This window comes from Nibrella viscosa, assembly GCF_039541875.1.
GTDB classification, from domain to species: domain Bacteria; phylum Bacteroidota; class Bacteroidia; order Cytophagales; family Spirosomataceae; genus Nibrella; species Nibrella viscosa.
The window spans coordinates 21366-40044 of record NZ_BAABHB010000022.1 but is presented as its reverse complement, the minus strand read 5'-3'; the positions used below and the strand labels follow the sequence as shown (position 1 = coordinate 40044).

Annotated in this window: 13 protein-coding genes; 10 read left to right on the top strand and 3 right to left on the bottom strand. The window is 49.9% G+C overall.

Going from position 1 to position 18679, the window contains the following annotated elements:
- The coding region (locus tag ABD931_RS28235) for a T9SS type A sorting domain-containing protein (protein WP_345271433.1) at positions 1-868 on the top strand (868 nt) is incomplete at its 5' end.
- A 221-nt stretch (positions 869-1089) separates the two neighbouring features.
- On the opposite strand, the gene ABD931_RS28230 is transcribed toward ABD931_RS28235, so the two are convergent.
- A complete protein-coding gene (locus ABD931_RS28230; RefSeq protein WP_345271431.1) occupies positions 1090-1911 on the bottom strand; it encodes an outer membrane beta-barrel protein in 822 nt (273 codons plus the stop codon).
- Between ABD931_RS28230 and ABD931_RS28225 the strand changes: the two genes are divergently transcribed.
- Complete coding sequence (locus ABD931_RS28225) at positions 1899-2624, top strand: HAD family hydrolase (RefSeq protein ID WP_345271430.1); 726 nt, start codon at positions 1899-1901, stop codon at positions 2622-2624. The two genes, ABD931_RS28230 and ABD931_RS28225, sit on opposite strands and share 13 nt — an antisense overlap.
- Positions 2625-2627: 3 nt before the next feature.
- Here ABD931_RS28225 and ABD931_RS28220 read toward each other — a convergent pair whose 3' ends face one another.
- Together ABD931_RS28220 and ABD931_RS28215 are read right to left on the bottom strand one after the other, a co-directional pair.
- Positions 2628-4286, bottom strand: coding sequence for a M28 family metallopeptidase (locus ABD931_RS28220; protein ID WP_345271428.1), 1659 nt, complete (start codon positions 4284-4286; stop codon positions 2628-2630).
- A gap of 67 nt (positions 4287-4353) precedes the next feature.
- Positions 4354-5016 (bottom strand): alpha/beta fold hydrolase, encoded by a 663-nt coding sequence (locus tag ABD931_RS28215; protein WP_345271427.1) that lies wholly within the window; start codon positions 5014-5016, stop codon positions 4354-4356.
- 135 nt (positions 5017-5151) lie between these two features.
- On the opposite strand from ABD931_RS28215, the gene ABD931_RS28210 reads away from it, so the two are divergent.
- From ABD931_RS28210 to ABD931_RS28175, 8 genes are all read left to right on the top strand, one after another.
- Positions 5152-5730 (top strand): thioredoxin family protein, encoded by a 579-nt coding sequence (locus ABD931_RS28210; protein WP_345271426.1) that lies wholly within the window; start codon positions 5152-5154, stop codon positions 5728-5730.
- Positions 5731-5801: 71 nt separating this feature from the next.
- Positions 5802-7832 (top strand): M13 family metallopeptidase, encoded by a 2031-nt coding sequence (locus ABD931_RS28205; protein WP_345271425.1) that lies wholly within the window; start codon positions 5802-5804, stop codon positions 7830-7832.
- A gap of 65 nt (positions 7833-7897) precedes the next feature.
- The gene (locus ABD931_RS28200) at positions 7898-8719 is read left to right on the top strand and encodes an SDR family oxidoreductase (RefSeq protein WP_345271424.1); all 822 of its coding nucleotides are present in this window, start codon (positions 7898-7900) and stop codon (positions 8717-8719) included.
- Between the two features lie 330 nt (positions 8720-9049).
- On the top strand, positions 9050-9730 hold the full coding sequence (locus ABD931_RS28195) for an RNA polymerase sigma-70 factor (RefSeq protein WP_345271423.1): 681 nt from the start codon (positions 9050-9052) through the stop codon (positions 9728-9730).
- 54 nt (positions 9731-9784) lie between these two features.
- A complete protein-coding gene (locus tag ABD931_RS28190) occupies positions 9785-10798 on the top strand; it encodes a FecR family protein (RefSeq protein ID WP_345271422.1) in 1014 nt (337 codons plus the stop codon).
- Between the two features lie 36 nt (positions 10799-10834).
- Positions 10835-14344, top strand: coding sequence for a SusC/RagA family TonB-linked outer membrane protein (locus ABD931_RS28185; RefSeq protein ID WP_345271421.1), 3510 nt, complete (start codon positions 10835-10837; stop codon positions 14342-14344).
- A gap of 36 nt (positions 14345-14380) precedes the next feature.
- Positions 14381-15850, top strand: a complete 1470-nt coding sequence (locus ABD931_RS28180) for a RagB/SusD family nutrient uptake outer membrane protein (RefSeq protein ID WP_345271420.1) — start codon at positions 14381-14383, stop codon at positions 15848-15850.
- A gap of 122 nt (positions 15851-15972) precedes the next feature.
- Positions 15973-18672 carry a hypothetical protein gene (locus ABD931_RS28175; RefSeq protein ID WP_345271419.1) on the top strand — a complete coding sequence of 900 codons (2700 nt, stop codon included), beginning with the start codon at positions 15973-15975 and terminating at the stop codon, positions 18670-18672.
- The last annotated feature ends 7 nt before the right edge of the window (positions 18673-18679 follow it).

The following is an 18679-nucleotide window of genomic DNA, read 5'->3' as shown; positions in this document are numbered from 1 at the left end:
GTTTAGCCAATATTGGCTTGAGAATCGCTTCGATGCTCATGGGTCGTTGGGGAGGAATGGGGATTTCAACCTTACGACCCTTTTGTCATTTTTCCAAATCGAGCCTATAACTGCTCACAGTATTAAATCTAATACATATGCTGTAAGCATAGACGGTGCTTACAACTCTGTAGTTTGGCAAACTTTAGGAGGTTTACAAGTAAATGGCTCTACTTCTTATTCAGGTGGTACATCTGCTACAATTAGTACTCAATTATTTGGAGGTAGATTGAATGTGAGCGCAAGTAACAGTTGCGCTACGAATACTGCATCAATTGCTGTTGGGTCACCTTATATAAAAACTAAGTTAGTTAATGGGAACAACTCCCAATATCCAAATTATATCAATGGTTCAGCATTTTTAGTTGCAGACTCAGATAATACCGCAACTTCCTATAATTGGTACATTGATGGTGGAAGTGGTTACATATACCCTAATTTTAACAGTTGTAACGCTTCTACAGATAATTTCATGAGGGTGACAGTGACAACATCAAACCAATATGGAACGGGTGAGAGTTATATTTTTTATTTGCAAAATTCCGGATATTCAGGTTATAGTATGGTATATCCAAACCCTACCGATGATATACTAACTGTTTCTTTTGATTATAAAGAACTTGCAGAAGACCTTCTCAATAGTGTAGTTTTATATGATGACAAGGGGCAGGCTGTTAGGTCTTATGATGTTGCATCGGCTAAAGCTAATCACCATTTTATGAAGTCAAAGAATGTAGACCTGAATGTTAAAGGCCAGAAGCCTGGAACTTATTATTTACACATTCAGATTGCAGATAAGGTTTATAAGGAGAGAGTAATAATTCGTTAAATATTAAAACAGATTGAGGGTATATGCTTCAGTATATACCCTCAATCTGTTTTAATATTCATTTGGCCTTGATGCATAACCTGCAACTGATTATCCTAAATCATGCTAAAACGATTTAACATTCTACTCATATTGAACAAGTTTTACATTAGAATCGGCTCAACAAGGTAATGCGTAGTAAGAGTAAAATCGTATTAGAGTCCGAAAAATGCTGATTCAGTTTATAGTTTTTTTAGTTTTGAGATTCTGGCACCTACTGAAAAGGTGAAAGCACTGTTTGAATCATAAACATGTTTAAAGTTAGGTTCTATCCAACTAGTTTGGTAACGAATCTCCATAAAAACAGGGATAGAGCCTAGGTTATTTATAAACCCTACACCAGCCCCATAACCTATTCTAAGTCGATTATTCAGGTCTGAAAATTTATATTCCTGAACCTTAACATCACCAACTTGTAAAGGATAAATAACGTATTGGTCCTTTTGCCGCAAAAACCACTCTATACTTGGTCCAGCCATTACATAAATACCATTAAAAGAATTGGAGAAATAATACTTAAACATTACGGGAGTTTCTAAACTCGTTTTACGAACTGTAAGTAAAGCAGAGTTAATAATCTCACGGGGAATAGATGAACTATAAAATTGAGTATGAGTTTGAAACCCTTTAGAAACAATAGAAAACTCTGGTTGTATAGCAAAGCGGTCCGTAACACTAAATTCCACAGGTATTCCTATATTCCACCCAACGACGAATGCTGGAATGTAACGTCCTCTTATTTGACTACTATTCAAAGTGTGAAGGTATCTTGCCTGAGACCAGTTTATACCTGCTCTTAAGTTAATATTTGTTTGCGCATATGTTTGCTCAATTCCTAATCCGGAAATACAAACAGCTATAAAGACATAAAGGCTAAATTTTCTCATTTTAGTAAGGTAAAGTGAATAAATCAATATTGTTGCTTTAAGATAAGTAACAAATAACATAATTTTATAACCGTTCGCTAGAATATTTAAAAATTCCCCCTTCAATGCAACAATCAAATCTTTCTTCTGAACTTACTCAAAACCTCAAAATCATAGCCTTCGACGCGGACGATACCCTCTGGGTTAATGAGCCGAACTATATAGATGTTGAGAGGAAGATTCACGCCATTCTGGAAGCCCACATTGATGCCGAAACCATATCAACGCACTTCTACAAAACGCAAATCAATAATCTGAAGCTGTTTGGTTACGGAGCGAAGGGCTATATGCTCTCGATGATTGAGACCGCCATTGAACTGACGAACGGCGCGGTGACGGGCCGAGAGATTCAACAAATTATCGATACCGGCAAACACCTGCTGGACTTCCCCATTGAGCTACTGGACGGCGTGCGGGAAGTACTTGACTCTCTGGCACACCGCTATGAGCTGATGGTCCTGACCAAAGGCGACCTGTTCGACCAGGAGAGTAAGATTGCCCGGTCGGGGTTGGGGTCGTACTTCCACCATATGGAAATCGTCAGCGAGAAGGATGAGCGTACCTATCAGCGCATTATCAAACGGTACGGTTTGCAGAACGACGAGTTTATGATGATTGGTAACTCGCTTCGCTCCGATATACTGCCGGTAGTGCATATCGGAGCGAAAGCGGTGTATGTACCCTACCACATCACCTGGGGGCATGAGACGGTTAACGAAGAGCAGTTGATCGGCAAATCCTTTGTGCAACTGAGCAGCCTGCGTGATTTGCTGGCATTCTTTCACGAGTAAATATCATTGCTGTTGTTTAGTTGCCAATGACTTATCCCGAATGGCTTTAAACTCGGAGCCCTGTTTCCACTGCGGCAACTGGTCGCCGGCGGCTAAGCGTTTGCCGACCTGGAACATCAGCTTCAAGTCCTCGATAGCTCCGGCCAGCGTCCAGGTCTTTGGATCGTATTCGTCGGAGGGACGGTGGTAGTGTTTTTCCCGATACTCGTCGGCCAGCTTCTCGCCGTATTCTTTACCCTTGCCTTCCACATCAACGCCGGTTTCGGTGTACAGCGCTGGAACACCTACTTTGGCGAAATTAAAGTGGTCGGAGCGGTAATAGTAGCCGGCTTCCGGATGTGTTTCAACCGTAATATAACGCCCGTTTTTCCTGGCTTCTTCATTCAGGATATCTTCCAGTTCAGACTGTCCGCTACCTACTACAATAATGTCTTTAGTCTTGTCGAAGGCGTTCAGCCCGTCCATGTTGATGTTTGCCACAGTTTTGGCCAGGGGATAAACCGGATTTAGGGCATAGTAGGCCGAGCCCCAGAGTCCCTGCTCCTCGGCGGTAACCGCCAGAAACACGATGGTCCGCTCCGGTTTAGGCTGCATATTGTTGAAAGCGCGGGCAAGCTCTATTAAACCGGCAGTGGCGCTGGCATTATCAATAGCCCCGTTATAAATAGAGTCGCCGGTTTCGTCGGGTTTGCCCACGCCGAGGTGGTCCCAGTGGGCTGAGTAAATCACGTACTCATCGGGGCGGGTAGAGCCGGGAATTTTGGCAATAACATTATGCGATTTATCGTAGGTAGCCTTTACCTGCATGCTCGTCGACAGGTACACGTTCAGCGGAACCGACTTAAAGCCCCGCTGTTTGGCTTTATCCAGCAAGGCCATGCTCAGCCCGGCTGCGCTCAGGAGTTTGTTCGCCGTTGGTTCCGACACCCAGCCGATGACGTCGCAGTTGGGTACGTTCTTACCCCGGTTGTCGAGTTGCAGCCGGGAGCCGTTCCAGTTGTTTTGTACCACGCTGAATGGGTAGCTGGCGGCTTCGGTATTATGCACAATCAGGCAGCCTTTGGCACCCTGCCGGGCGGCTTCTTCAAACTTGTAGGTCCAGCGGCCGTAATAGGTCATGGTTTTTCCTTTAAACAGCGTAGAGTCGCCGGAGCTGTAGCCAGGGTCGTTCACCAGCACCAGCACCACTTTACCCTTCACGTCCAGACCGGCATAGTCGTTCCAGTTGTATTCGGGGGCTACTACGCCGTAGCCGGCAAAGACCAGTTCGGCTTTGTCCAGCGTAATGGCCGGGTCGGCTTTGTTGGTCCAGATGACGTAATCGTCATAGCCTTTCAGCTGAAAGCTGCCTTTAGGCCCCTGCACCTGCATGGTGGGTGCAGCCTTAGTGGAAATGTTCACCATCGGGACATCCTGAAAATAGCTGTCGCCATTGCCCGGTTCGGCACCGACGGCTGCAAACTGCGCTTTCAGGTAGTTAATGGTTTTGGTTTCGCCTTCCGTAAATGGCATGCGGCCCTGGAATTCATCCGACGCCAGTATGGCGATGTTTTTTGCCAGGCTGTCGGCACTGAAAAGGATAGCGCTTACCGATTGGTTGTCACCGGCTGTTTCGGTATTTTGGCGGCAGGCAACAACAAAAGAACATACGGTTGTTATCAAAATACAACAAGCTAACTGACGCATAGGCTATAAAGGGTTAGATAGACATAGGTAACGTAGTTTGTTATTATTCAAGTAGCGTCCGGATGGGAGCCGCTACCTCGTAAGGGTGAAACACCAGACAAAAGTGATCACCCGGCACGGCCGCATAGGATTCATCGGGAGGAGCCACAATATTATCCCTGCGGTTATGGATACGCAGATCCGGGCTGACGGTCAACGGCGGAACCGGCGCAAATAAAATACGCATTTGCTGGTAAATATATGTGCGGTCCATCCGTTGCATTTCGTCAAGTAAAGCGCTATACAGCGCTCGGGATTCCTCAAATGGATACTTTTTCTTTGCCCAGTTTACAAAGGAGATACTTTGCGCAAGACCTAGCTTAGCCATCCACCTGAGCACCCCCACATGCTGAATAGGAAAAGTCACTTTACGCGGATTGGTATAAGACCCGATCTGTACGGTAGTGGCACCAGTCAGATTTTTAATCTGCACCGCAATCCAGCCCCCCATAGAGTGACCAATTACCACATCCTGTGCTGTTATTGAATAGGTTTCCGACAGGTAGCGGGCCAGTGAGCGGGCATCAACGGGTGCCTGAGGTCGCCACCGGGCCAGTTCGTCCCGCACCGACAGGCGAAGTGTGTCGCCCGGCGGCAGAAGTGGCACCAACTGGTCGAAAATAGTTGGGTCTTCTATGTACCCGTGGATAAATAGGTAGCGTTGCATAGGGAATCGGGTGACTAACTGTAAATACAAACGTAAGACTATAGTTGTTATCGTAGCTATTTCAGGAATATGAGCGAACAGTATAGAAGAAAGGTTGTATATTTCGTTACTGTAAAATAACCGACGGCTTTTGTTATGCATCGAATCTTCCTCTTCGCCCTGGCTCTGCTGCTCACCGTATCTGCCGCGTACAGCCAGAACACGCCTGCATCAGGCAGCAAAAAAATAAAATGGCTGACCATTGAGGAAGCGTACGCACTCAATAAAAAGCAGCCTAAAAAGTTTATTATCGACGTGTATACCGACTGGTGCGGTTGGTGTAAGGTGATGGATAAGAATACCTTTACCGCTCCGGCTATAATCGATTTCGTCAACGAAAACTTTTACCCGGTTAAGCTGAATGCGGAGCAAAAAGAAGACATTACGTTAGGTGAACATACGTTTAAATACATGACTTCCGGCAACAGCGGGGTTCATGAACTCGCGGCCGGTCTGCTCCAAAACAAGCTCAGTTACCCCAGCACCGTTTTTATGGATGAGAAGTTTCAGCTCATCCAACCCGTAGCCGGTTATATGGAGCCGCGGGTGTTTCATCAGGTTATTACGTACTTTGCCGGTAACTTCCACAACAAAGAACCGTTCGACCAGTTCAAAACCGGCACGTATGTAACTGACTATAAGCCTGCTATGCCGGGTGTAGTTAAATCTAACTAAAGTGGGAAGATTGGATAAAATCTATTAATTTTGTAGATTAATAATCGCCTTTTATCCAATTTCATCACAATATGAATAAACAAACCACATTGTTAGCGGTGGCTGTTTTGTCTGCGGGAATGCTGTCTATGACGCCCCCGGACAAAGACCCTAAGAAGAAATATATTGACCGGGACAACATGGACCTGAGCGTGAAACCCGGCGATGATTTTTACACCTACGCTAATGGAAACTGGTTAAAGAAGAACCCGGTACCAGCCTCAAAAACCAGTTGGGGAAGTTTCCACGAACTGCGCGACAAAAGCGCTCAGGCGCTGAAAACGCTGCTCGAAGATGCGGGTAAAAATACCAGCAAAGGTCGGCTACAGCAGATGGTTGGCGACTACTACGCCAGTGGTATGGATAGCGTAACCATCGAAAAACTGGGCTATACACCCATCAAGCCGGAATTTACCCGCATTGATGCCGTAAAAAACCTGAACGGTGTCCTGGACGAAATGGCGTACCAGCGTACGCAGGGCAATGGGATGCTGTTCGGCTTTGGTGTTAGCCAGGACCGCCGGAATGTTAACAAATACCTGCCTCAGCTCGGACAAGGCGGCACCACGCTTCCCGACCGCGATTATTACCTGAAAAATGACGCCCGCAGCCGGCAGGTGCGCGACGCTTACCGCGACCACCTGACAAAGATGTTTGTCCTCGTTGGCGAAACCCCTCAGCAGGCCGCCCAAAGCGCAGCAACGGTGCTGCGGCTGGAAACGGCCCTGGCCCAGGCACAGATGAGCCGGGTAGAGATGCGCGACCCGCAGAAAACCTATAATAAATTTACAGTATCGGAGTTCTCGAAAACCACGCCGAACCTCAACTGGAGCCGCATTCTGGACCAGTTCGGGGCTAAAAAGCAGGATACCATTATGGTCAGCAACCCGACGTTTTTCCGCTCGGTCGATAGCCTGTTGACCGCTACGCCGGTTGCCGACTGGAAGACCTATATGAAATGGAACATCCTTTCGGATGCCGCGCCTTACCTGAGCAGCCCGTTTGTGAAGCAGAACTTTGAGTTCAGCAAGGTGCTGACGGGCCAGAAAGTACAGACGCCCCGCTGGGAGCGCGTTAGTGGCCTGGTCGACCGGCAACTGGGTGAACTGCTGGGTCAGTTGTACGTGCAGATGTACTTCAAGCCGGAAGCGAAGGAGCGGATGATTAAGCTGGTGGATAACCTGGAAGCTTCTTTCAAAGAGCATATCAACGGCCTCGACTGGATGAGTACAGAAACCAGGAAGCGGGCACTGGCCAAGCTGACTTCGTTTAAACGGAAAATCGGATATCCCGACAAATGGGAAACCTACGAGGGCGTAACCATCAACCGCAACGATTTTTACGGTAACCTGAAAAGTGCGCGTAAGTGGGCCTATAACTACAACGTAACCCGTCTGGGCCAGCCCGTCGACCGCACGCGCTGGGGTATGACCCCGCCGACCATCAATGCCTATTACAACCCCGTCAACAACGAAATTGCCTTCCCGGCGGGTATCCTGCAGTTCCCGTTCTTCGACGCGGAAGCCGATGATGCCATCAATTACGGGGGTATCGGTGCCGTAATCGGCCACGAAATGACGCATGGTTTTGACGATTCCGGCCGTCAGTACGACGCCGATGGTACCCTGCGCGACTGGTGGACCAAAGAAGACGCCGATAATTTCAAATTGCGGGCCGATAAAGTAGCGGCTCAGTTTTTCGGCTACAAAGTGCTGGATACGCTGAGTGTAAATGGTCGCCTGACCCTGGGCGAAAACCTGGCCGACCTGGGTGGGCTGGCCATTGCCTACGATGCCTTCAAGAAGACTAAGCAGGGTCAGTCGAAGGAGCAGATCAACGGCTTTACGCCCGACCAGCGGTTCTTCCTGTCGTGGGCGCAAATCTGGCGGGCAAATGTGTTACCTGAAACACAAGCCCAGCTGATTCTTACGGACCCCCACTCACCGGGTCGCTACCGCTGCAACGGACCCGTGTCGAATATTGACGCCTGGTATCGGGCGTTCAATGTTCAGCCGGGCGATAAGATGTACAAAGCACCGGAAGACCGGATTCGCGTCTGGTAACCGCCAATCGCATACACTTACAAAAAAGCCGTGGCCTAAGCTGCGGCTTTTTTATTTTTGCAGCCATGCATCCAACAATCAGTATATTAGGCTGTGGCTGGCTAGGGTTGCCGCTGGCCGAGAGGTTACTCAGCGAAGGCTATACCGTAAAAGGCAGTACCACCTCCGCCGAAAAACTACCGCTGCTGACCGCCAAAGGCATCGACGCTTACAAGGTTCAGCTTACTCATGAACCGCAGGGTAACCTGGCCGATTTACTCAACGCCGAAATACTGCTGATCGACATCCCTCCCAAAGCCGGCCGTTATGGAGATAATTTCCATCCGGCCCAGATTCAGCAGGTTGTAGAAGCGGTACGGCAGTCGCCGGTTCGGTGGGTGCTGTATATTAGTTCTACGTCCGTGTATCCTGAACAGCGTCGGGAAGTGACCGAAGAAGCTGTAACCAATCCGGAGCTATCGGCGGCTCCGTCGCTGGTGCAGGCGGAGCAACTGGTGCAGCGCCTGTTGCCCGAACGGCAGACAACTATTTTGCGCTGTGGGGGCCTGATGGGCTACGACCGTATTCCCGGAAAGTATATCGCCGGAAAAACCGTAGACAGCGGAGCCGTACCCGTCAACTACATTCACCGCGACGATGCCGTTGGTATTATTACATCCGTGCTGGAGCAACACGTAACGGGCGTGTTCAACGTGGTAGCGCCGGAACACCCTACTCGCGAGGAAATATATCGAAAAAGCTGCGCAGACTTTGGTTATGCTCCGCCCACGTTCGTAGAGCCAAACGAGCCAATTGCATTCAAAATAATCAGCAGCAAAAAGGTAAAGGAAACTACCGGCTATACCTTCAAATACCCCAACCCGCTGGATTTTTATTACGGTCAATGACTTTTGGGTACACGTTTACTTTCCTAGGTGATCCGTCATGCGCAGGGTTTGACCAGAGTGCCCTGCCTGTCAGCCCAGCTTTTTCCCAGTTGGTTTAGGCAGAGCGGACTTGACGGCAGGCTTTTTAGCCAGCCCCAATACGTACCTGAAAAAAACACAATAATACGTAATGCAGCAAACCAGGTGCGCCAGTCCTCACTTTGCTTTTTAGGACACGCCTGTTATATTATACAATTTTTTCTAAATAATTTTCAAATGTCGTAAGTACTTTACGTCTGAATAGGATCTTATAGGAAAGCAAGTCTCTAAACCTGCCTAAACCCTAAGCCCATGCAAGCAGCCTTTCCTGTAACTCCCTCAGGGATTCCACCCGCTTATACGCCATTGACTGGGCAGGTCTCTACGCTGGGGGCAGTACACCACGAGCCTTCAACTACAGTGATCGATTCAGAACTTTTTATCCGGAAGACATTTGATGAAGACCCTAAAAAAGGGTGCGAATTGCTTTTTCGGTTGTACTACCGGCCGTTGTGTACCCTGGCGGTCCGGTTCGTCTACGCCAAAGATGTGGCCGAGGATCTGGTTGCGGATGTATTTTATACGTTGTGGAATACCCGTGCCTATGAATCCATTACACAATCCTACCGAGCCTACCTGTTTCGCTGCGTTCAGAACAGAGCCTACAAGTATCTGGCCTCCGAACTGAAAAACATGGATTCGCTGGAGGCTGCCAGTCAGCAGGAAACATCAGCCTCAGATCTGCCGGAGCCCATAATGCGGTATGAAGAACTATGCCATAAAGTGGAAGAGCTGGTTGCCGGCCTGCCTCCCCAATGCCAGAAAATCTTTATTCTGAATCGGTTTGAAGGTCGGACCGCGCCCGACATTGCCCGCGAACTCCAGTTATCGGTTCGTACTGTAGAGGTACAGATTGCCAGGGCCTTAACAGTCCTACGGCACGGCCTTCGGACTCACTGGCTGCTGGCAGGACTTTGCCTGCTATTCCTGTAAGGAAGTTTAGAGTTTTCAACAAAAATATTGATCGGTTTACCTATCTCACCGACTATGATTTCTCCAATAAACAGAGAGATGATCTTCGACTTCTACGCCAACAAAACGACAACGCTGCAAAAGAGACTGATCGAAGAGTGGCTGCGCGAAGAAGCAAATCAGGAGCTTTATTACCAGTGGAAACTGGAATGGGAACTCCAATTCCCACCCTATGTTCCTCCGCTTGAGGAGCCTTTGCAGCAATTCATTCAGTATATGGAGGCTTCTCCGCTTTCATTGAACCCGGCCGAGGCTGTGGTAAATGACCTGCCTGAACCGGCCAGAGGAGTAAACCGGTGGTACTGGCTGGTCGCCTGCTCCGTGCTGGTAGTTGGTTTGACCACCTGGCTGATGCGGAATCAAATTATTTATAAAACGTACCAGACCAGTGCCGGTGAACAGCAAGCTATTTATCTGGCAGATGGCAGTACGGTAACGCTCCATTCGCGTTCGTCATTACGGGTTCCCCGCTGGAGTTTTGGGCGTAAAAGCCGGGAAGTAACCCTGGAAGGGGAAGCTAACTTCTCCGTGACCCACACCATTGATCACCTGCCCTTTATTGTCAAAACGGCCAGGCAACTTGATGTGGTTGTATTAGGCACCGAGTTTACCCTGTCTGCCCGGCAGAACACAGCCAAAGTAGTCCTGAAAAAAGGGAAAGTTCAGCTCCGGTACCTGGAAAATAAAGTGCCCAAGCAGGTGGTTATGAAACCCGGTGACCTGGTGACGCTCGATCAGCGCAACCATGCCGACGTTAAAACCGCCAGCGAGGCTGATGCCTATGACTTCCAGAAATCCCGCCGATTTGTCTTTGACGAAATGACCCTGGCGGACGTTGCCGTCCTGCTTCAGAGGAGCTATGATCTGGAGATCACCATTAAAGGAACAGAGTTACCCCGGCGTGTACTTATGGGTTCTTTTAAAGCCAACAACATTGACGAACTGCTCCAGACCCTGTCTGAACTGCTGGACATCAATGTCGTTCGGGAGGGCCGGACCGTCCAAATGGCAGAAAAAGAAGCGAATTGATTCATTACTTCAAAGCCTATAAATCCTAAACCCGCTATGAGAACAAAACGATTACTGAAACAATGGCTCGTATGGATCCTACCGTTACAGCTAATTTGTTCACCTGGTTTACCGGCCACGCTTACCCGGCCACTGGATACCTGGGAACAGCCCCTGAAAACTGATAATAAGCCCGTGTTACTCCGGGATGCGCTGAATGCGCTGAAAGACAAATACAAGGTGGAGATTGCCTACGAACTGAAAACGGTAGACGGGTTAACCGTTTCATCGGCGCTATTAAGCCGGGAGGGCAGGCTCGAACGCCAGTTGGAAACGATGCTCAAGCCGCTGGGCCTTCGCCACAAAAAAATCAACGAAAGCTCTTACATCATTCTGGCTGGTAATCGGAGAAATCGGGAAACTGTGCAGGTTGAGCTTACAGAGCAAACGCTGCTGGTCCGCAACGAAAGCGCCTTTACCGGCGGGAATGCAGAAAAAGACTTGCAGCAAAAAGGACTTAATCTGGCTTTAGAGACCAACCATGCAGACCGAAAAATTACGGGTACGGTAAAAGATGAGCAGGGGCAGGGTCTGCCGGGCGTCAGTGTAGTGGTTAAGGGAACGCAACGAGGGACTACCACCAACGCAGAGGGAAACTACCAGCTGGACGTACCTGATGCATCGGCAATTTTGGTGTTCAGCTTTATCGGATACCAGACCAGAGAAGTGGAAGTGGGTTCTAAATCGACCATTTCCCTGTCGATGGTTATTGAGAGCAAAGCCTTAAGTGAGGTGGTAGTGGTAGGTTACGGTACCCAGAAAAGAAAGGATCTGACAGGGGCCGTAGGATCTGTTGATAGTAAAGACATTAAAGAACTGGCCGTAACCCGGATTGATCAGGCGCTGCTCGGAAAAGTAGCGGGTGTTCAGGTGAAGCCGGTAACCGGGGAGCCGGGCGCGGCTCCCCAGATCCGCGTCCGGGGCATTGGCAGTATTTCGGCCGGTTCTGGTCCGCTATATGTTGTCGATGGCTTTCCCACGCAGACGATTGAAACGTTGAACCCCAATGATATTGAGAGCATCGACATTCTTAAAGATGCCTCGGCCACGGCTATCTATGGATCGAGGGGCTCGAACGGTGTCATCATTATTAATACCAAACGAGGAAAAGCAGGTAAGGCTACCATTACGTTTGACACCTTTTACGGCTTGCAAAAGGTCTCAAAAACGCCCAAGTTCATGACCGCCCGGGAACAGGCCCAGTACTTTTACGATGGCGTAAAAAACCGGAATATTGATGCCGGGCACAATGTTTCAGGCCCACCAAATACGTGGAACTTCAAAGTGCCTCAACTGATCATTGATGTACTGGAAGGTCGGAATACTACCGATGTTGAGCCGCTGGATGAGGTGTTGCGCGTTGCTCCCCAGCAGCAATATCAGCTATCAGCTACCGGTGGTACCGAAAACGTAAAATACTCGGTCAGTGGTGAATACCTGAACCAGGAGGGTCTTATCATAAACAGTACCTTCAAACGGTATTCGCTCCGGGCCAATGTGGATGCGAAATTAACGGAACGACTGGCGGTGAAACTCAGCGTTAACCCATCTTTTATCGATAAGAATAATGTGCGGTCCAGTGGCGTAACGGTTGGAGCCGGAGATTTCAGCATTATGGGAGCGGCCACCTCAGTTAATCCCTTTTATCCGATTTACGACGCAAACGGTGATTACTTCTGGTACAATGGATTGGAAGCGGTCGGAAACTTTAACAATCCGGCTGCGCTGGCCAGAGAAATAAAAGACAATCAGAAACGAATTGGCTTCCTGGGTAATGTCAACCTGGAATACAAGATCCTCGACGATTTAAAGTTCAATATCCTGCTGGGAGGTACCCTGGCCAGCAGCCGGGGACTTCGGTTTGTGCCCCAGTTACCGGCTTTTTTCAATGAGCCGGCTTCTGGTACCGATGACTCGTTTATGAGCTATAACTGGCTTACCGAATACACGCTGAATTACAACAAAAGTTTTGGTAATCACTCGATTACCGGACTAGCCGGCTTTACGGCTCAAAAAGAAACGGGTCAATCCAATTTCCTGTTCAGCAATAAGTATCCCAACAACCTGGTGCCTACGCTGAGTGCGGTGAGTGGTATTTTAACCAATGGCTCCTCGGATCAGTATCAATGGTCGCTGGTTTCTTATCTAGCCAGGGTCAATTATAACTTCGCCAGTAAGTACTACCTTACCGCGTCAATTCGTACGGATGGGTCATCGCGCTTCGGCAGCAATAATAAGTATGGCGTTTTTCCGTCTACAGCTCTGGCCTGGCGGATTTCGGATGAAAATTTTCTAAAGAATATCCGGGCGATCAGTGAGCTTAAGGTTAGAACCAGCTATGGCGAAACAGGTAATAACAATATTGGGAACTACGAGCATTATGCGACCATTGACTACCAGAAATATCCATTTGGCGAAGTGCCGGCCGCCGGGTTTATTCCCGGTCGCTTATCGAATCCCTTACTAACCTGGGAAAAGCAACAACAGTTTAATACAGGTGTCGATGCCGCCTTTTTCAATAATCGTCTTCGGTTGAATGTCGATTATTTTATCTCCCGCAATACCAATCTGTTGCTGAACGTCAACACCCCAGGTATTACCGGCTTCAGTACGGCGCTCAAGAATATTGGCGAAGTCCAGAATACCGGCTGGGAATTCGTGGTAAGTACCGTCAACCTGACCAACAAGGTAAAGTGGACCACTGATTTCAACATTTCTACCTTCCGCAATAAAGTTGTCAGGCTGGGACCTACGGGCGATCCAATTATCAATGGCGGGCACATTACCATGATTGGTCAGCCTATCGGTATGTTCTACGGCTGGATAACCGACGGGGTGTTTTTGAACCAGGCGGAAGTGGATAAAGGACCGGTGTTTAGCCCAGGCACTGCCTCTCGTTCCCGGCCCGGTGATATGCGGTTTGTCGATGTCAGCGGCCCCAATGGTAAGCCCGATGGCGTCATCAACAGCTTCGACAAAGCAATCATGGGTTCTCCCTACCCGGACTTTTACTACGGCATGACCAACCACTTCGCGTATCGGAATCTCAGCTTAGGTGTTAGTCTGCAGGGCGTACACGGCAATCAGATCCTGAACGTGAGCCGGCGGTCTACCTACGCGACAAGATCCCGGTTCAGAAACGCGGCCTCACAAAACAATTACTGGCGCTCGGAGCAGGAACCCGGCGACGGAAATACACCGCGCCCTAACGATGCGCCTACGGGTAATGTTCGGGGAGAATACAGCACCCGCTGGCTGGACACCGGAACTTACCTCAGGATCAACAATATCTCGTTAAGCTATCAGGTGCCCGATAAGGTGGTGAAAGCAGCGAAGCTTAGCTCGCTCCGGATTTACCTGAATTCCGCAAACCCGTTCATTTTCACCAACAACACCGGTTTTAACCCAGATGTCAGCAATGGTGAAAATCCGCTAACGCCCGGTATGGACCTGAATGATTACCCACTGCCGAAGAGTGTAATCCTGGGTTTGAATGTTGCGTTTTAATCTACCAGTGACCACCTCAAGAAGACTTGTCATATTATGAAAGGTATATCGTTGATTTTAGGCTTTTTTCTTTGCCTGATGACGTCCTGCAATAAGGACTTTATTGAGCTGAATCCCGTATCTACGGTGAGCGTAGACGCCCTGTACAAGACAGATAAAGATTTTCAGGATGCCGTAGTCGGTGTGTATAACGGATTCCGGGTACCTTATCAGAACTTCTGGCAGTTTGGTGATTTACGGGGCGATGATGCCAAGCATGATCTGGCTAATGGGCTGGAGTCGATTCGGGTTGATAACTTTCTCACCGACTTCAACGACAATATCCTGGTAAGCAGTTGGCGGGGTTATTACAAAGCCATTTCCAATGCAAACCTGATTTTAGCCCGCATCGGCAATGCTGACGCGAATATTGTCAAAAACAAAGACCGGCATATCGGCGAAACGAAATTCTTACGGGCCTTAGCCTACTTTAACCTGGTTCGCATTTTCGGTGACCTGCCTATGGTCACTACACCCATAACCATAGAAGAGGCTTATAAGACGGGGCGGGAAAAAGCAGACAAAATTTATGAGGAAATTATAATCAAAGATTTGCTGGATGCCGAAACCAAGTTACCGGTCAAATACACCGGCACCGATGTAGGAAGGGCAACCAGAGGAGCCGCAAAGGCTTTATTGGGCAAAGTTTACCTGACCCGTAAAGATTTCGCGAAAGCAGAAGAAAAACTGAAAGAAGTAACGACCCTAGGGTATTCGCTGCTCAAAAACTACAATGACCTGTTCGATTACACCAAAGATGAGCACCACAGTGAATACATCTATGACATTGAATATATAGCCGGAGGGTTGGGCCTGGGCAGTACCTTCACCAACACCTTTACGCTGGAGTTTCAATCGGGTGGAAAGCCGCTGGTCGATGAACTTACCAGAATTTATGGTATTCTGCCCGGAGCCACAGCCGCCAGCGGTGGTAATCCTACGGCTGCGCTGTTTGACGCCTTTGATCCGAAAGACCTGCGAAAAGATGTAAGTGTGGCGAAAGGTGTCATGGGGCTGGACGGCAAGTTTGTTCCCTTGTCGACAACGGGCGTGACGTCCTTTTCCAAAAAATACATGGCTCCGCTCAAAGCGAATAACGACAGCCCGGCAAACTGGAAGGTTATCCGCTATGCCGATGTGTTGCTGATGCTGGCGGAGGCTATGAATGAAAACGGCAAAACAACGGAAGCGCTTACTTATCTGAATCAGGTTCGCCAGCGGGCAGGCTTGGCAGGATACACCGGGCTGAGCAAAGAAGAGACCCGGGAGAAAATTTATCTGGAGCGACGGCTGGAACTGTATCTGGAGGGGCACAGATGGTTTGATCTGGTCAGAACCGGCCGGGCGCTCGCCGTGATGGCTCCGTTTGGCATGAAGCCGCATATGACGGTTTTCCCAATCCCCCTGAGCGAATTGGAAATCATAAATAACCGCAATGTTTTTGCCCAAAATCCCGGCTACGAGTAAGCAAAATGATTTCGTATCAGGTCGCAAAGGATTCAACCTAAACCCCACAATAGTCGCTTTTCAACATGATAAAGGAACCGGAGGATACAGTTGACGGAGGTTATCTCAGCCGCCGTCATTTCTTGAAAGTTGCCGGAATTACCACACTCGGAAGTGGCTTTACAGGGCTTCCAGCTATACAGGCTAACGCGGTAGCCATAGTTTCTGATCCAACTGATCGTATCGCCGGCTCGTCGTCGGCGCAGTGGGCGATTCGGGAACTGGAGAAGTCGCTACAAGCCAGGGGGGTTGTTGTACGGCGGCTGGCCAACCTGTCACAGGCGGCCGGCAGTGATATTTGCCTGGTTGTAGCCGGCGCTCAGTCTGCCCTGGCCCAACCGATCCTTGGCGCGGCCAACCTAAAGATACCGGCGGTAGCCGAAGCATTAGGCTTAGTGTCGGGGAAGGCAGCCGGCAGATCCGTATCATTGGCCTGCGGTCATGACGAACGGGGGCTGGTATACGCTTTGCTCGAACTGGCTGACCGGGTCCAATACGAACCCCAGCCGGTATCGGCTTTGGCCATTCCGAAGAGTATAGTAGAGCGGCCGGCTAATACGGTCCGAAGCCTGACCCGGCTTTTTGTAAGCGAAGTGGAAGACAAACCCTGGTACAACGACCGGGAGATGTGGCCCCACTACCTGACTATGCTGGCTGCCCAGCGCTATAACCGGTTTAACCTGAGTCTGGGGATTGGATACGACTTCCTGCGAAACGTAACCGATGCGTACTTTCTATTTGCCTATCCCTTCCTGCTTTCGGTGCCCGGCTATAACGTGCGGGTACCGGAATTATCGGATGCCGAGCGGGACAAAAACCTGGCTATGCTGAAATTTATCAGCGAGCAGACCGTCGCCCGGGGAATGAAGTTTCAGCTTGGTCTCTGGATGCATGGTTACGAGTGGCTGGACAGCCCAACGCCAAATTACACCATTGCAGGCCTAACCCCGGAGAATCACGGAGCCTACTGCCGCGATGCGGTACGGGCGCTGCTTCAGGCCTGCCCGGCTATTAGTGGAGTGACCTTTCGCGTTCACGGCGAAAGCGGGGTCAACGAAGGGAGTTATCAGTTCTGGAAGACCGTATTTGAGGGGGTAGCGACCTGTGGGCGAAAAGTAGAAATTGATATGCATTCCAAAGGTATGGATCAGACCATGATCGATTCAGCCGTGGATACGGGTCTGCCCATTACGATCTCCCCAAAGTACTGGGCTGAGCACATGGGCATGCCTTACCACCAGGCCGATATTCGCGCCCTCGAAGTGCCTGATCCGAAAAAGAAAACATCGACGTTGATGAACCTCAGTGAAGGGTCGCGTAGCTTTATGCGGTATGGGTACGGCGATCTTTTACGGGAGAATCGCCCCTATGACGTAGTACACCGCATCTGGCCCGGCACCCAGCGCCTGCTATTGTGGGGCGACCCGGTGACCGGGGCCGCACACGCCCGCGCCTTTAGCTTTAGCGGTAGTGCCGGTGTAGAGCTAATGGAACCGCTTTCCTTTAAAGGCCGCCGGGGAACCGGTATTGCCGGCGGACGCTGTGGGTATTCGGATGCCACGCTGGAACCCCGCTGGGATTGGGAGAAGTACCAGTACAGTCTCCGTGTCTTTGGCCGGTTGCTCTACAATCCCGACGCTGAGCCGGATACCTGGCAACGCTACCTGCGGAAGCAGTTTGGGCCCGGAGCAGGCGATGTAGAACAGGCGCTGGCAAATGCCACCCGCATCCTGCCCATCGTCCTGACCACCCACGGTACGTCGGCGGGCAACAACACCTACTGGCCGGAGATGTACACCAATCAGCCAATTGTTGATCCGACGATCAACGGAAATCTAACCCATCTCTACGATACGCCGGCTCCCAAAGTGTTTGGGAACGTCAGTCCGCTGGACCCTCAGTTGTTTTTAGCCATCAATGCGTACGTAAAGGAGTTGTTGAAAGGCGATCGAAGCGGCAAATATACGCCTGTTGAAACGGCTCAGTGGCTGGAGGATTATGCTGCCGAAGCAGACAGGCATCTGAAACAGGCAGAACTGAAAGCAGCCGGCCGGAAAAGCCCTGAATTTCGGCGTATGGCCATTGACGTTACCATGCAGATCGGTCTGGGCCGTTTCTTTGCCGGCAAGTTCCGCGCCGGCGTCCTGTACGGCATCTTTGAACAAACCGGAGATGTCGATGCGCTGAAACAGGCTTTACAGCAGTACCGACAGGCCCGCGCCGTCTGGGCTGATCTGGCCAACCGCGCCAGAGGGGTGTACAAGCCCGATATTACCGTTGGCGAAAGAGCTTTTTTACGGGGTCACTGGCTCGACCGCCTGCCGGCCATGGATCAGGACATTGCGGCTATGGCGACCAAACTGGATCAGCATAAAAACAGCACCGCTTCTCAGGACAGTCGGGCGCGGCTGGCCGTTCAGGAAGCGCTGGGCCGCCCCCGGCAACGAGTGATCTCCTGCACCCATACTCCACCGCTGTCCTATCAAGTTGGTCAGCCCATCGACGTAGAACTGTCGTTTGAGAAAATGCCTGCCGCTGCCCGGCTGTATTATCGGCACGTTAATCAGGCAGAGCGCTATGAGTCGGTAGATATGCAGGTGGTTGGGCAGCGGTACCGGGCAACCATTCCGGCAGCGTACACCAACTCACCTTATCCTTTGCAGTACTATTTTGAATTCAGAGAAAACCCTACATCGACTTTGCTGTATCCCGGCTTTAACAAAGCGTTGACCAGCCAGCCTTATTTCATGGTACGTCAGTCTGTAATTACCAGTCGTGAATAAGCATACC